At 42.1% G+C, this 15018-nt stretch carries 17 protein-coding genes; 4 read left to right on the forward strand and 13 right to left on the reverse strand.

Annotated elements, in window-relative coordinates:
• A partial coding sequence (locus AB5754_RS05655; RefSeq protein WP_368259506.1) for a winged helix-turn-helix domain-containing protein occupies window positions 1-169 on the forward strand: 169 nt, incomplete at its 5' end.
• A gap of 4 nt (window positions 170-173) precedes the next feature.
• Window positions 174-1490: a sensor histidine kinase gene (locus AB5754_RS05660; protein WP_368251653.1), complete on the forward strand. Its 1317-nt coding sequence runs from the start codon at window positions 174-176 to the stop codon at window positions 1488-1490.
• Between the two features lie 74 nt (window positions 1491-1564).
• Here the strand turns inward: AB5754_RS05660 and AB5754_RS05665 are convergent, their stop codons facing one another.
• The 11 genes from AB5754_RS05665 to gnd form a co-directional block, all read right to left on the reverse strand.
• The gene (locus AB5754_RS05665; RefSeq protein ID WP_368251652.1) at window positions 1565-2521 is read right to left on the reverse strand and encodes a Gfo/Idh/MocA family protein; all 957 of its coding nucleotides are present in this window, start codon (window positions 2519-2521) and stop codon (window positions 1565-1567) included.
• A 339-nt stretch (window positions 2522-2860) separates the two neighbouring features.
• Window positions 2861-3931 (reverse strand): mannonate dehydratase, encoded by a 1071-nt coding sequence (gene uxuA / locus AB5754_RS05670; RefSeq protein WP_368251651.1) that lies wholly within the window; start codon window positions 3929-3931, stop codon window positions 2861-2863.
• A gap of 158 nt (window positions 3932-4089) precedes the next feature.
• Window positions 4090-4758: an HAD family hydrolase gene (locus tag AB5754_RS05675; RefSeq protein ID WP_368259502.1), complete on the reverse strand. Its 669-nt coding sequence runs from the start codon at window positions 4756-4758 to the stop codon at window positions 4090-4092.
• Window positions 4759-4822: 64 nt separating this feature from the next.
• Window positions 4823-5269, reverse strand: a complete 447-nt coding sequence (locus AB5754_RS05680; protein WP_368252304.1) for a PTS sugar transporter subunit IIA — start codon at window positions 5267-5269, stop codon at window positions 4823-4825.
• Window positions 5266-6162: a hypothetical protein gene (locus AB5754_RS05685; protein WP_368252305.1), complete on the reverse strand. Its 897-nt coding sequence runs from the start codon at window positions 6160-6162 to the stop codon at window positions 5266-5268. The genes AB5754_RS05680 and AB5754_RS05685 overlap by 4 nt, the downstream gene beginning before the upstream one ends.
• 129 nt (window positions 6163-6291) lie before the next feature.
• On the reverse strand, window positions 6292-6795 hold the full coding sequence (locus AB5754_RS05690) for a PTS sugar transporter subunit IIB (RefSeq protein ID WP_311834039.1): 504 nt from the start codon (window positions 6793-6795) through the stop codon (window positions 6292-6294).
• A gap of 20 nt (window positions 6796-6815) precedes the next feature.
• Window positions 6816-7679: a PTS system mannose/fructose/sorbose family transporter subunit IID gene (locus tag AB5754_RS05695; protein ID WP_311834038.1), complete on the reverse strand. Its 864-nt coding sequence runs from the start codon at window positions 7677-7679 to the stop codon at window positions 6816-6818.
• A gap of 21 nt (window positions 7680-7700) precedes the next feature.
• Window positions 7701-8528 carry a PTS sugar transporter subunit IIC gene (locus AB5754_RS05700; protein ID WP_311834037.1) on the reverse strand — a complete coding sequence of 276 codons (828 nt, stop codon included), beginning with the start codon at window positions 8526-8528 and terminating at the stop codon, window positions 7701-7703.
• 18 nt (window positions 8529-8546) lie between these two features.
• Window positions 8547-9650, reverse strand: a complete 1104-nt coding sequence (locus AB5754_RS05705; protein ID WP_368252306.1) for an iron-containing alcohol dehydrogenase family protein — start codon at window positions 9648-9650, stop codon at window positions 8547-8549.
• Between the two features lie 38 nt (window positions 9651-9688).
• On the reverse strand, window positions 9689-10690 hold the full coding sequence (locus AB5754_RS05710; protein ID WP_368252307.1) for a D-isomer specific 2-hydroxyacid dehydrogenase family protein: 1002 nt from the start codon (window positions 10688-10690) through the stop codon (window positions 9689-9691).
• A gap of 6 nt (window positions 10691-10696) precedes the next feature.
• Window positions 10697-11602, reverse strand: a complete 906-nt coding sequence (gene gnd / locus AB5754_RS05715) for a phosphogluconate dehydrogenase (NAD(+)-dependent, decarboxylating) (protein ID WP_368252308.1) — start codon at window positions 11600-11602, stop codon at window positions 10697-10699.
• 135 nt (window positions 11603-11737) lie between these two features.
• Here gnd and AB5754_RS05720 point away from each other — a divergent pair, with 135 nt between their 5' ends.
• Complete coding sequence (locus AB5754_RS05720; RefSeq protein WP_368252309.1) at window positions 11738-12625, forward strand: MurR/RpiR family transcriptional regulator; 888 nt, start codon at window positions 11738-11740, stop codon at window positions 12623-12625.
• Between the two features lie 16 nt (window positions 12626-12641).
• On the forward strand, window positions 12642-13262 hold the full coding sequence (locus AB5754_RS05725; protein WP_368252310.1) for a bifunctional 4-hydroxy-2-oxoglutarate aldolase/2-dehydro-3-deoxy-phosphogluconate aldolase: 621 nt from the start codon (window positions 12642-12644) through the stop codon (window positions 13260-13262).
• Between the two features lie 120 nt (window positions 13263-13382).
• On the opposite strand, the gene udk is transcribed toward AB5754_RS05725, so the two are convergent.
• Both udk and AB5754_RS05735 read right to left on the reverse strand, forming a co-directional pair.
• Window positions 13383-14012, reverse strand: a complete 630-nt coding sequence (udk, locus tag AB5754_RS05730) for a uridine kinase (protein WP_368252311.1) — start codon at window positions 14010-14012, stop codon at window positions 13383-13385.
• A 74-nt stretch (window positions 14013-14086) separates the two neighbouring features.
• Window positions 14087-14803 carry a 16S rRNA pseudouridine(516) synthase gene (locus tag AB5754_RS05735; RefSeq protein ID WP_368252312.1) on the reverse strand — a complete coding sequence of 239 codons (717 nt, stop codon included), beginning with the start codon at window positions 14801-14803 and terminating at the stop codon, window positions 14087-14089.
• Window positions 14804-15018 lie beyond the last annotated feature (215 nt).

The following is a 15018-nucleotide window of genomic DNA, read 5'->3' on the forward strand; positions in this document are numbered from 1 at the left end:
TACCAAAGAGCAAATTTTTGATCGCATTTGGGGTTTTGACTCTGAAACTACGATTACGGTGGTAGAAGTCTATATGAGCCACTTGCGAAAACACTTAAAGCCTAGTGGCATGGATCAGCATTTTAAAACCTTGCGCAATGTGGGCTATATTTTACAAGCAGAGGAGTGAGTGGATGAATAATGAGCTTTCTCGACGACAGCGCCTCCGCTTCTTTTTCCTAAATGTGGCCGCCTTTGCCGCAATTTTCTTAGCTTTAGGCTTTATTACCTTGCAAATTTTGCACAGCTCCGCCTACCGCCAAACCGATGAGGACTTAAAACAAATCACCCCCGACAGCCCTAGGATTACTATGGAAATCCAGCGCTATCAAGCCGACGATCCCTTTTTAGGCCAAAATACCCTCAAACCGCCTTTAGATGAAAATGACCGCGGCAATCACTTTAACAGTCAAATCATCCTGTGGTCAAAAGAGGGGCAGATTTTAAATAAAGCTGCATTAGGAGGACGCTTTAATGAGCTGCAATCCTTAAGTTTGGATACGAAAAAACTAAACACTGTAAAAGAAATCAACTTAGCCAGCAGTGACACCAGCGATCAATTGACCTTTCACTCCATTACATTAGCGGTGAGTAGTCAGCTAGATGAAGAAATTGCTTATGTACAAGTTTTGGAAAACACGGACCAAATCAGTCAATCCATGGCTACTGTGCAGACCATTTTGATTCTCTGCATGATTTTCTTCTGGCTTTTATCCATTGGGATCAGCTATCTTCTTTCCAAACAAAATATGAAACCTATTTTTGCCGCTTGGAAAAAACAACAAGAATTTGTGGAAAATGCTTCCCATGAATTGCGAACGCCATTGACCATTATCCAAAACAGCTTGCAAAGACTGTTCACCAAGCCGGAACACACCATTTTAGATGAATCAGAAACCATCGCCCAAGCCTTAAACGAAACTCGGCGACTAACGGGTCTGACCAATGATCTTTTAACCATTGCCCGCAGTGATTCCAACGAGGCCGTCTTAGACAAGCAACCTCTAAATCCAGAGTTGATGATTGCTAATTTGGTCAAGCCTTTCCAAGAAATCGCCCAAATGGATCAAAAGACTTTTATTTTGGAAAACTTTGCCAAACAAACCGTCACCGTAGACGAAAAGAAAGTGCACCAACTTTTGGTGATTCTTTTAGACAACGCCTTAAAATATACCAGTGCTGGGGATAAAATCGTCTTACAATCAGAAATCTCCGGAGACTCTTGGCTCTTAGAAGTCAAAAACTCCGGCCCAAACATCCCTGATGAAGAAAAGAAACAAATCTTTGAACGCTTCCACCGCATGGACCCTTCCCGGACTAAAGAAAGTGGCGGCTACGGCTTAGGTTTAGCCATTGCCAAACAAATTGTCGCGGACCACAAGGGAAAAATTGCCGTCCAAGATTGGCAACCAAAAGGCGTTATCTTCCGGATTAAGTTGCCGGTAAAATAAAAAGAACGAAAACTCGCCGATTTAATGGCAAGTTTTCGCTCTTTTTTTTGACTGTATTCATTTTGGGGATTGCATCAGACCTTTTTATGCCACTCTTTTTGCAAATTTTCCATCCGCTCAATAGTCGAAATGGTCAATTCTGGTGTCACCACAGGACTGGTCAACAATCCTTCACTTAAACACTCATTGACGTGTTCGATTTCATAAACAAACTCACTGGCAAAAGGGAAAAAGAGTTTTTCTTGTCCCCCAGCCGTAATGATTTGCCCTTGGTCGCCCCGCCAGAAATTCGGCACAAAGATTTCTCCTTTAGTACCGTAAATATGAATCCCTCTAGGCAAATCCAACTGCACCGTCAAAAAAATATTTGCCGTGGTAGCTGGACCTAAATTTAGGGCCAGTTCTGCTTGCATATCGCTTTGACCTGCAGGAATCAGCGCAGTGCCTGATAACGCTGTGATTTGTTGTCCCGTGATAAATTCCATATACTGCAATGGATAACTCCCAGAACTGTACAAGACGCCTCCGCCAGCTTTGGGATCGCGAAACCAGTCGATATGGTCAATATTCAAATACGCCGTTTGGGAAACCATTCGCCGCACTTCCCCGATTTTATCGGATTCAATCAACTCTTTAACCGCTAATGTCATCGGCAAAAATAAGGCTTTTTGAGCTTCCATTAAAAAGACCCCTTGCGCTTTTGCCAAATCAAAAAGTTCTCTCGCTTCTACCGACTTCAACGTAAATGGTTTTTCCAAAAGCACGTGTTTGCCTGCTTTGAGAGCTTCTTTAGCCGCAGCATAATGTCCTTTATTGTAAGTGGCGATATAGACAATATCCACTTGAGAATCTTGATACAATTCCTGATAACTACCATAAGCTTGCGGAATTTCCAAATCCTCTGCCATTTTTTGGGCTTTTGCTAAATTACGAGAAGCAATTGCCACCACTTCTCCTGCACTGCTCTCATTGACCCCCGCCACAAAGCGCGGTACCACTTGAGCCGTACTAATAATACCGTAACGAATCATAAAAACACCTCCAAAGCCAGTATAGCAAGACCGACTAAAAGAAGACAAAGAAAAAATCTGGGACTCTTCCTACTTGCACCTTTTCCTTAGCGTGGTGAAAGCAACAATGTAAAAATTCAATCTGATTTTGAAGACAAAAAAAGCAACGAGCACCTAAGTACTCGTTGCCTTACCCAGTATCGTTTCCGATAGAAGAAAAAGTCGTCCACTACTCTTCTTCCGACACCCTGCAAATCCGGCAGGTGATTAAAAACTCTCGTGCCTCTGGTTGATTGACCGAAAAAATTCGGCCCATCGACTCATCGCATGTTGCTTACTATAACAGGATTTTTAAGATTGTCAACTATTCTTTTGTTCCCGCAAGACTGCTTCGTGAAGTCCTTGCATATAGGTTAAGCCTAGCGCCCGGTCGTACAAGCCGTAGCCCGGCATCGCCACTTCACCCCAGATGGTACGCCCATGATCGGGACGAATGACCCCATCAAAACCTGCATCCACTAAAGCTTTCATCATACCGTACATGTCCAATGAACCTTCTGAAGTTGGATGAGCCGTTTCTTCAAATTTCTTCTCACCCATAAAGAGCACATTTCTAAAATGTACAAAATTAATGCGATGGCCCACGGTACGAATGATTTCAATCATATCGTTATTAGGATCAGCACCTAAAGCCCCGGTACACAGGGTTAACCCATTGTAAGGCGAGTCCACGATACTTAAGATTTTTTGCAAATCAGCCAAGTTCTTCGTAATCCGTGGCAAGCCAAAGATTTCCCAAGGTGGATCATCCGGGTGAATTCCCATTTTCACATCGCACTCTTCACATACCGGAATAATGCGTTTTAGAAAATAGCTCAAGTTTTCAAATAAATCTTCTTCGGTAACGCCATCATAGAGAGCCAACAGCTCATCTAATTTTTTCAGACGTTCTGCTTCCCAACCTGGTAAACGAAAACCCTTTGATTGGCTGTGAATCAAAGTGTACATATCTCCCGGTTCCATATTGTCCACCACAGCTTGGTCGTACAATAAAGAGAAACTGCCATCTTTGTTTTCGTAATTCAGTGTGGTTTTTGCCCAACCAAAAATTGGTTTAAAGCTGTAGCAAATCAAATGAACCCCACATTGGGAAAGGTTGCGAATCGTTTGGATGTAATTGTCAATATACTGATCCCGTTCGTCCGTTCCCGCTTTAATGGCATCGTGAATCGCTACACTTTCAATGCCCAACAACTCAAGATTGCCTTTTTCCACGGAATCTTTCAGTTCTTGGATTTCTGAGACTTCCCACACATCCCCGGGAAGCTTGCCTAGGAGGGTACCAACCACTCCTTTAATACCGGGAATTTGTTCCACGTGCTGCAACGGAATTGCATCACTCTCGCCGTACCATCTAAAAGCCCACTTCATTCCATGACCTCCTTGATTTAACTTTCTTCTCCGATAAAAAATATTTTTTCTAACAAACTTATTATAACGAAAAATGTTTTTTATTTCAATAGAAAACGCTATCTTTTTCTAACAAATTACTCTTTTCACATAAAGTGCTCCTTAGTGTACTGCCTGAATCAGCTTTCCTTGAGCCACTCCAGTACAGCTCCTAAACTTTCCATCACTGCTAGTAAATTTGGAAAAGGATTGGGAATAGGTGGGGCACTGGACGCACTTTTATCGGGTACTAAAATAAAAGGAATCCCACCTCTAGAAGCTGCACGTCCCCCTACTACCGAATCTTCCAACACTAAGGTTTTATCTTTTTCAGTCTGTAATTGACTGAGCACTTGCAAATAAATTTCTGCATCTGGTTTGACCCGATTCACTTGATCTCCTGCCACCACCACATCAAATAAATCATGAAACTTATAGTGGTCAAACATTCGTTGAACCCGACCTTGGTAGCTAGACGTGGCTAATCCGGTTTTCACTCCTTCTTGCCGTAAAAAATGAATCAAATCAAAAAAATAGGGTTTAACTGGAATTTCATCTTGATCCAATTGCTCATAAAAATAAGCTTCTCGTTCCTTGCGAATTTGGCTAATCAGTTCGTGATCAAAACCTGCTGTTTTTAAAGCATTAATATTATCATCTACACTGCGACCCGCGGCACTTTCCACAAAGCCTTCAGGTAATTGAATGTTTTTTACAACGGCGCCTTTTTGCCACCCTTCGGAATAAACTCGCTCCGTGTCTAAAATTAAGCCGTCCATATCAAAGATTACTGCCTGCACATTTCTCATAGGTTGCTCCTTTTTAATAGACAAACTCCCCCAAAGAAAGTAATTTGGGGGAGTCAACTATCATTTAAAAATCTTCTTCTTCCTCTTCGTCGCTCCCGCTATCACTAATTTGCCAGCTGGCGATACCATTTTTTCCTTGCTCCATAATCAATGCCACAGCATCGGCAATTTCGGTACCGATTAATTGGGCATTAATGGCTTCTAAAAGCATGGGGAAGCTAATTCCTGAAACCACGTAAACTTGTTGGGCTAACGCTTCAGACAAGCCACTAATGGCAAGGACGGATTGATTATACGGACTTGCACTTAACAAGTCGGTTAAAACAATGACACCCTCGCCTTGGCTGACTTCACCAATAGCGGTGGCAATTTGTTCTCCTAATAAGTCTACAGAGTCCCCTGGGTTTAAATTCACCGTGGCGATATTTTCCGTTTGTCCTACTACCACTTCAGCAGCATCTTTAAAACCATCTGATAGCTTGCCGTGAGTTGCAATTACAATTCCAATCATTTCTTTTTCCCTCTTTCCAAATTTGCCAAATATTCTTTAAGTAACAGGAAATTTTCTTCATTTAATTCATTAGCGGCTAATGCTTCCTTGCTGAGAAACAACTTTTTAGCATCAGCATCACTGTTGGTTGTCACTAAAAACAATTTTGTTTTCGGGCCTAAGTCACTGACTTGCTGGTTGACAATACCTGGCAAACTCGCTTTTTGGCGATTCGGCGTTGCACATAGCAATTGCCCTTTTGCTCCAATACAATCCAATAAAATCAGCTGTTGTCGATTTAAATCCAGCTTGTTGGCAACTTTTTGGATACTGGTTTTTCCTTGCACACCGTTGTCATAAAACACAAAGGCTAGCGTGGAGTTGGGATTATCTTTTAAATAATCCAAAACCAATAACAAGGAAGAAGTATTGCGTATCAAGGTTTTGCCACTGGGCCAGCCTTTGGTCATGCGACCAAAAATTAAAAAGTAAATAAAATATCCCAGTGCAATGAAAACTAAGCGCCAAGTCAAACCTTGTGCTAGAAAAGGAATGGTGAAAAAGTAAGTCACCAAAAGTCCTATTACTAAAAGCAAGCCGCCTAATGCCAAAATGGGGACGGTAATGGCTTTTTTTTGTTTTTCAAGATCGAAATAGCAGTAATCACCAGTGGTAACAGCGGAAGTATCATAGTAAGTGGCTACTACAGTGTGGGCTTTTTTCAAGTCCCCTACTACCACATGAAGACTATCTTTATCCGCTTTGTCTTTACGCAATGATACTTCATGGCCTAATGCCGAAAGATCTGCGGCCAAACTGTTTAAAAAGCGTTTCTTCTGATTTTTGCTATACCGTTTTTTGAGCATATGGCCATAGCGCAATACCCAATCTTCAAACAATTCCGAGTCCATCATGAGCCTTCCCCCTCAACCAAGCTGTCAAAGTTGCTACAGCGATTCTTTAACTAAAAACACAGCTTTTCGTCTATAAATAATTCTGAGCCCTATAGAGGACTCAGAATCACTCAGCCTGATAAAGACTGCTTATTTAAATTTTGCTAGTACATCATCTAGAGAAGATTTTGGTGCCGAAGGAGTTGCTTGGAAGTAAATATCTGTCACACCATAATCATCTCGTAATTCTTTTAATTTCAGCGCATCTTCTTTGTTCATGTAGACCGATTTAGTAACTAAAACATCTTTTTCAGGATCTTTTTGGGCAATACCCCCTACATTGACTTCTTTCATGGGAATCCCGTATTTCACTAAGTCATAAATCACGTCAATGGTTTTAGTAACCAAGATACAGCTGTATTCTTTAAATTTAAATTCATCCCAATAATATTTACATTTGTCTTTGGTCATGACGATGGTTTTTTGACCTGTCCGGCCCCCGGCGCTCTTGTACAAATCCTTCATAAATTTGTCTTTGGCTACCACATCATCCACCACAAAGATGGAGTTAACTCCTGATCGTTGTGATAAGGTCAACATTACTTGTCCGTGAATCAGACGTTCATCTACTCTGGCTAAATTAACTACTCCCATGTTACTTCCTCACTTTCTTTTTACAGAATTCCAATAGCTGCTAAGACGATTAGGATGCCGGTTAACCAAAGCAATGCTCGGGTAACTTTTAATCCCTTCTTAACAAAGTATAAATAAACACCCATTACTGTGGCAAGTGGCAAGATTCCTGGTACGATCTTGTCCAGTATTTCTTGAATGACGAATTCTTTTCCAGAAATCGTAAAGGCCAGTGACGAGGTAACGGTAATGTAGTTGCCGGCTAAAACCCCCATCATAAACAGCCCCAAAATGGACATCATGTCAATCATGTTCTTAATTCCAGAGCTTTCCATTAAACTAGTAGCATTGCGCCCCATGGAGAACCCTTGGCGAGCAAAGAACAATCCGATGGCAAATTGATACAAAGCAAAACCGATGAATGGGAACAATGCCCCCATAGCGTTTCCTTCTTGGGCCCAAGGGACCGCAATGGCAATAAAGATATATTGAATCGTCCCTGAGTCAATGGCATCCCCAATCCCGGCTAGAGCACCCATTAAACCGGCTTTGGTATTGTACATCAAGTCGTCGGTCATGGTGATTTCTTCCCCGGCATATTCTTGACGGGCCCGTTCTTGTTCCATGGAAGCCATCAAACCAGTGATGATCCCACCACCCCAAGTTAACTGAGTGTTGAAGAACAACAATTGACGTTTGTAAGCTGCTTTTAAGCGATCTGGATCTTTGTATAGTTTCCGCAAAATTGGCATCATCCCATAGAGCAATGCAGGGGCGATATAACGTTCAAAGGAATGCGGAATTTCATTGGCAAAATGCCATTTTAAATAAGAACTACGGACATCTTTTTGCGTAATTTCTTCCGGTTGTCCCGGCATAGTAGTATTTACTTGATTCTCAGCCATTTCTTACTCCTCCATTCACTATTAAAAATCATCATCGTCATCATCATCAAATGTGGCTCCATCAGATGAGGACACTTGTGGTTTATCAGCAGCTTGACCTTTGGCTAAAACAAACATCGCTGCAATCAATGTACCTAAGATTGCATAAGTTACCATGGTCACGCCTAAAGTCTTGAAAATCACACTTAAGAAATAAGCTAAGAAGAAGAAGACCAAGTAATCTTTCCGACCAATTACATAAATGGTTGTGGCAATCCCGATAGCAGCTAGCCCACCGCCCACAACTTCCAAGATGTGGATAACAACGGTTCCTTCTAAAGCTGCAATTACATCTGCGATTACCGGAGCGCCCCAGTATAATGCGATGAAAATTAATGGCACGAATAATACAAAGGAGGCAATGGTTGGCAACGTGATAATCGAACGTTTAATTGCTCGGTCATCCATAGACTCAACTGCTCGGTCTGTATATTTCCCTAAGAAGGTATTAATAAAGAATCTAAATTGGTATAAATAGCTACCTAGCAAACCAACTGGCACAGCTACCGAAATTGCAGCTTCGGGTTTCAGGCCGCCTAATAAGGCTACGGGTACAGCCACGGCTGCGGCTACAGCGGGTTCAGATGGCATGGAACCTCCGGGAGAGAAAACCCCCATGTAAATCAATTGAATCGCGGCGGTTACGATCATGGCTTGTTTCACGTCTCCCATGACAATCCCACAGACTAAACCGGTCATTAATGGGGAGAAGCGCAATGTCAGTGTCGCCCCCCCACCTAACCAACGGGACATGACAGCAGCGACCCATAGTGCAATGATTAGACTTTGTACCACTGTTAGTGTATCCAAAATAATTCCTCCTTACTCCTATTTGACTAGAATATAATTTTCAAGATCCTCCATTGCTCGTCCTAATTTTTCAGGACTGATCTCAATGGGAATCAAATGAACCTTGTCCTTGCTGTTGATAAAAGCGACAATCTCCTCTTTTTCAGCTGGTGTTGGCGCTAAGCCCATATCGGCTAATGTACGAGGCAAATGTAATTCTTCATAAAACGGTAGCAAGTCATCAATCATGTTCCAGCGTTCTTCTAAAGCCAACTGGTACAAAATTCCGTAAGCCACTTTTTCACCGTGAAGGTATTCATGGCTCTTTGGTAAATACTTAGAAATGGCATCGTGCATGGCGTGAGCCGCAGCGTTTCTGGCGTATTTATCACCTAAGCCCCCCACCAAACCGGCAATGGCAAAGACGATTTCTGAAAGATTGACAAAAGCATCAGTAACTTGACCTGCTTCCATATCTTTAATGGCTTGACTGCTAGCGGATAAAATTGAGTCTTTACATAAAATCGTCGTTTCTTTTGCTAGTTTTAAAAATGGATAATCCAAAAGCTCTGGTTGGTTCAAAATCAAATCTGATTCGTACCATTTGGCAATGGTGTCCGCAAGTCCAGCGATAAAGTATTCTACTGGGGAATCAATCACCAAGTAAGGATCTGTGATGAAAAAGGCTGCTTGGCGTAAGTAGTGTTCACTTTTTCCTTCTGATTCACCACTTTCTTTGTACATCACAGATAAAGGAGTCCAGGGCGCACAGTTGCTCGCCATGGTCGGAATCACTCCGCAAGGCACATTGTTTACATGAGCAGCGTATTCTACCAAGTCAACTAATTTTCCACCACCAACACCGATGATAAAATCAATACCTTCTGCTTGAACAATGTCTGTGATTAAATCCGTTCCATAATAGCTGCATTCTCCGGTGTATTGATGATAGAAAAATTGTTCTGGACCATCCTTTACAAACCCTAAATAAGGTTTTGCTTTTTCCCAAGAAACTTTTCCGTGAACAATTAAGACTTTTTGCGCCCGGTATTCTTTTAAAAGCTGAGGCACATAGCGGTCAATCGCCCCCTTGTCATAGACATAAAACTGAGGTCCGACTTTGACCTTCAAATCTGCCAACATAATGAATCTCCTCCTTTTCTACTTGTTTCAAATAAATTTTAAGCTGTTACAAAGATGCTTTCCGCCTGTACCGCCCGTCCCGGTAACAAACCTTCTGCTATTCTTTCACAGTCAGTCACACATTTATTGCCCATCTCTTCCAAACATTCCATGGTGTAAGCGGAAGTGTGTGGGGTTACTAAGGCGTTATCAAAGGCTAGATAAGGATGATCTTTGCGCCCTGGTTCCACTTCCAAAACATCAGTGGCAAACCCAGCAATCTTGCCAGAGGCTAATCCTTCCACAATGGCTTCTTCTACGACTAAGGCTCCTCGGGCACTATTGGAAAGATAAACATGGTCTTTCATCTTGGCCACTTGTTCTTTATCAATCATGTGCAAGCTGGAATCCGTTAGACTCGCGCAAAGACAAATCACATCAGCTTTTTCTAACAGCTCATCTAGTTCCACTTTTTTAGCCCCAAATTGGGCCAATTCCATGGCGCTCTTATTAGGATCACAGCCAAGAACTTGGCAGCGGAAGCCTTGACGTAAGGTTTCTGCTACGCCACTGCCGGTATTTCCTACCCCAATGACGCCCACGGTTTTCCCATAAAGAGTGTGGCCGACAAACTCTGCTCGGTCTTCCCAACGATCGGCTTTCACCCGGTCTTGGGATTGGACGGTCATGCGCATGACACTTAGTAAGTTGGTGATGTTGTTTTCTGCCACGGCATCTCGTTCTACTAAAGCGGGCACGATACTGACTAAGGTATTGTGTTTTTTAGCCGCTGCTAAGTCGATATTGTTATACCCGATGCCGTGGCGGGTGATTAAGCGCAGTTCATCTTTGTGTTCAAAGAATTCTTCCGTGAAAAATGGTGTGACACTGGCTACGATTAAATTGTAACCTTGTAATTCTTGGGCTAGTTCTTTGCCTCCAATCTCACTATCAAAAGTGAAATGAGCCACTTCGCCTAACTTTTCTAAGCGTTCTATGTGTTTAGGAAATACTTGACCAAAACTACTGGAATTCACAATCGCAATTCGAAACTCATTCATAGTTGCTTACTCTCCTTTTTGTTTCACTGCATGACCACCAAAGCCGTGACGCAGTGTTGCTACCACTTTATTGGAAAAACTATCTTCAATTTGACTGGTGTTTCTCACGAAGAGGGAATTGGCAATAATCGGAACCGGCACGTCAAGCTTGAGTGCTTCTTCTACTGTCCATTTGGCTTCTCCGCTGGCTTGAATTTCCCCTTTAATCTTTTCTAAGTTAGGATCTTGGGCAAAGCCTTCTTGCAACAATTCCATTAACCAAGAGCGAACCACAGATCCGTGATTCCAAACTTTGGCTACCGCTTCATTGTCGAACCGATATTCTGGAGACGCTTCCAAAATGTCGAAACCTTCACCGATGGCTTGCATCATGCCATACTCAATTCCGTTGTGGACCATCTTTAGATAATGCCCTGCTCCCGGTTTACCCGCATAGAGGCAACCATCTTCTGTGGCAATGGCTTTAAAGAAAGGTGCGACTTTTTCAAAGACCTCTGCTTCTCCGCCAATCATCAAACAAGCTCCATGACGCGCGCCTTCCATCCCACCGGAAGTACCACAGTCTAAGAAATGAATGTTCTTTTCTTTTAAAGAAGCAAAATTTTTCTTGCTTTCGTGGTAGTTGGCATTGCCCGCATCAATCACAATGGATTCAGCTGGAAGCAACTCTTTTAGTTGAGCAATTAAGTCATTGGTAATCTTCCCTGCTGGTGCACTGATCATCACCGTTTTCGGCTCTGACAAGCTTTCCACTAGCTGTTCCAGTGATTCGGCTGTTTTAATTCCTGATTCGTTGGCCCTTTGGCGTACTTCAGGACTAATGTCAAAGCCTTTAATCGTAAAGCCGTGATCTGTTCCGTTCAAGGCCAAGTTAAGCCCCATCTTCCCTAAACCAATCAACCCGATTTCCATGAGAACACCTCTTTATCTTTTTGCTATCCTCAGTATAAACAAATTTTATTTATTTGTAAAGGCTTGCAAGAATAAATTTTATTTTTATAGAAAAACATGGTAAACTATATTCACAAGCAGATTGGAGGGAAAAAAATGTCAAATCGTTATTTGGAAAGTACGATAAAACGGAATTATCGATTTTTTAGTGATACTGAAAAAAAAGTGGCAGATTATCTTATGAAAAATCCTGATGACTTAGTCAATAAGACCATTGCCAATTTAGCCGATGAAACTGGCGTCTCTCAAGCCACCATTTTCAAATTGGTTAAAAAATTAGGTTTTAAAGGCTTTCAAGATTTTAAAATAAGCATTGCCACGAACTCTTCTCCTGACAATGAACCTGCCCTAATCGCTTATAACGACATCACCCCTAAAGACAATAGCTATGAGGTGGCCGTAAAAGTGATCAATTCTAATATCTTGGCCTTGCAAAACTTGCCACCACAGCTAGACCATGAGAAATTGGACAATACATTGAAACGAATCTATCAAAGTAAATTTCTGCACTTTTTTGGTATCGGCGGCTCTTCGGTGATTGCCTATGATGCCTATCAGAAATTCACCCGCACCGAGTATCGCTGCGACTATATGAGCGATTACCACCTACAGCTGATGAGTGCCACCAAGTTTACCAAAGAGGATACTGCCTTTGTCTTTTCCCATTCAGGGCAATCCATAGAAACACTAAAACTAGCCAAAATCATTGCGAAATCCGATGCTAATTTGATTTTTCTCACTGGCAATCCTTATTCTGAAATCGCCAGTTTAGCCGATGAGACTTTAACCGTCTACTCGGAAGAATCCAAATACCGCACAGAATCCTTGACTTCAAGAATTTTGTATTTAACATTGATGGACGCCCTTTACATCAATGTCATGCTTCACGATGAGAAAAAAGGCCAAAAAGCGATGAAAAAAATTCGCAATGCTTTATCCGAATCAAAGACTAATGGTCCTTATTCTGAGGATTCATTTGAATAAAAAATGGAGGAATGAAATGATGAGTAACACAATGCTAGATCAATTGGAACAAGAACGCTTTTTACCACTGTACACCGCAACGGATATGGACTACTTAAAACCCGCTGCCGAAATTCTTTTGAAACACGGCTTACATTTTATCGAAGTGACGTACCGCAGTGACCTCGCTTCAAAAGCCATTGAAGAATTGTCAAAATACCCGGATTTAATCGTCGGAGCTGGTACTGTCCGAAATGTGGAAACCGCCAAAGAAGCCGTGAGAAGCGGCGCAAAATTTATCGTCACTCCTGGTTTAGATGAAAAAATCGTAAACTACTGCCAAGAACAAAATATTCCTGTCGTGCCCGGTGCAGTTACTCCAACAGAAATCATGAAAGCCAATGAATTAGGCTTGGATGTGGTGAAATTCTTCCCCGCAAATATTTACGGCGGACTAAAAGCCATTAAAGCCTTAAGCGGTCCTTTTGGCGATGTGCGATTTGTGCCAACAGGTGGTGTTAATTTGGATAACTATCCTGAATTTCTAGCGGATCCTCATATTTTAGCCGTAGGGGGTTCTTTCATTCTTTCAGAAGACACGTTAATAAACGACAGTGAAAAAGCCAACGCAACATTGGCTAAATTGACTGGAAAATAAAACCATAAAAACAGCGCGTAAAGCACCTTTTCACAAGGAACTTTACGCGCTGTTTTTATGTTAAAATTGGCTGCTTTCCACATCTGGTCTCCCAGTAATTAGGCGAAAGTTTTCCCGCTGCTAATCATGATTCAAAAACGTACCTACTTTAGTTGCTAAAAGGTCAATGGCGACATGATTTTCGCCACCTTCTGGCACGATGATGTCGGCATAGCGTTTCGTCGGTTCGATAAACTGGTGGTACATAGGTTTCACCACGGATAAATATTGCTCGATTACCGAATCCAAGGTGCGGCCTCGTTCTTCCATGTCTCGCTTGATCCGGCGAATAATCCGAATGTCATCATCGGTGTCCACGTAAATTTTAATGTCCATTAAATCCCGCAGGCGCTCGTCTTCTAAAATCAAGATGCCTTCTAAAATAATCACTTCTTTAGGTTCTTGCAAAATGGTGGCGACACTTCTAGTGTGGGCCACGTAATCGTAAACTGGCTTTTCAATGGCTTCGTATTGTTGCAGTTTTTGGATATGTTCAATTAACAAATCCGTGTCAAAGGCAAAGGGGTGGTCGTAGTTGGTGTTCAGGCGTTCTTCAAAGCTCAAGTGACTTTGATCCTTATAATAGGAATCTTGCTCCACCATCATGATGGAATGGTCGGGAAAATGATTAAAAATTGCCCGACTAACGCTGGTTTTCCCGCTTCCGGAGCCACCGGTGACACCGATTAAGATGGGTTTGTTCTTTGGCATAGGGATTCTCCTCTTTTATGTACTAGGTTTATTATAATGAAAATTACAGAAAATGCCACGGATTTCCGCTTCCCTCAGCGAAAATAGTCTTGCAAACTTTGCAATTCACTTAAGGTCAACTCACGATACTCTTTTGGCAATAAATCATTAGGCAAAACTAAGGGACCCATGGCTACTCGCCGCAAATACAAGACTTTAATCCCTCGGGCTAGAAACATCTTTTTCACTTGATGGAACTTGCCTTCTTGAATGGTTAAACGAATTTTGGTAGGTCCCGGTGTGACTTCTAAAATCTCCAAGACAGCCGGCTGACAAGTCACCCCACCGTAAAACGTAATCCCTTGTTCAAAAGCGGTGACGTCTTCACTGGTCACTGGCTCTTTCACCCACGCTTCATAGACCTTGGCAACTTTGCGATTCGGTTGCAAAAGTTCATAGCCTAATTGTCCATTGTCCGTCACCAATAACAACCCTTCCGTATCTCGATCCAAGCGTCCCACGGTATATAGGCCTTTTTTGCGATCAACTGGCGCTATTAAATCCAAAACGGTCTCGTGTTCTGAATCACGATTGGCACAAACCACTCCTTTTGGTTTATGCAGTAAAAAATAATTTTCACCAGTTTCCAGCCCTTTTCCGGCAACTTCAATTTTGTGCAACCGAGAATCCACATTGCGATTTTCTTGGCGTTCTACTTTGCCATCTACTTTGACTTGTCCCGTTAAAAACAAACGCTTTTGGGCTTTGCGATTGGTCTGTAAACTCGCTTCAATCAGCTTATCTAAGCGCACAATAATCCCTTCTTTCTCATTTTTTCTCACTAGAAAAACAGTTTTCATTTTAACTCAAAGTCCGCTTTCCTTGACTTCCCTTAAGATAAGGCCTATGGTTAATTAGTAAAGTAAATGCAGTTTCTCACACAGCGTTACGACCTGGTGGCGAAGTTGAACAATGACTTTAGCTGGGTAGTTGTGTCTTCAACTACCTTTTTTGCGTAGATTTTTAC

The organism is Enterococcus sp. 2201sp1_2201st1_C11_2201SCRN_220225, from assembly GCF_040925905.1.
Lineage (GTDB): Bacteria > Bacillota > Bacilli > Lactobacillales > Enterococcaceae > Enterococcus_C > Enterococcus_C asini_A.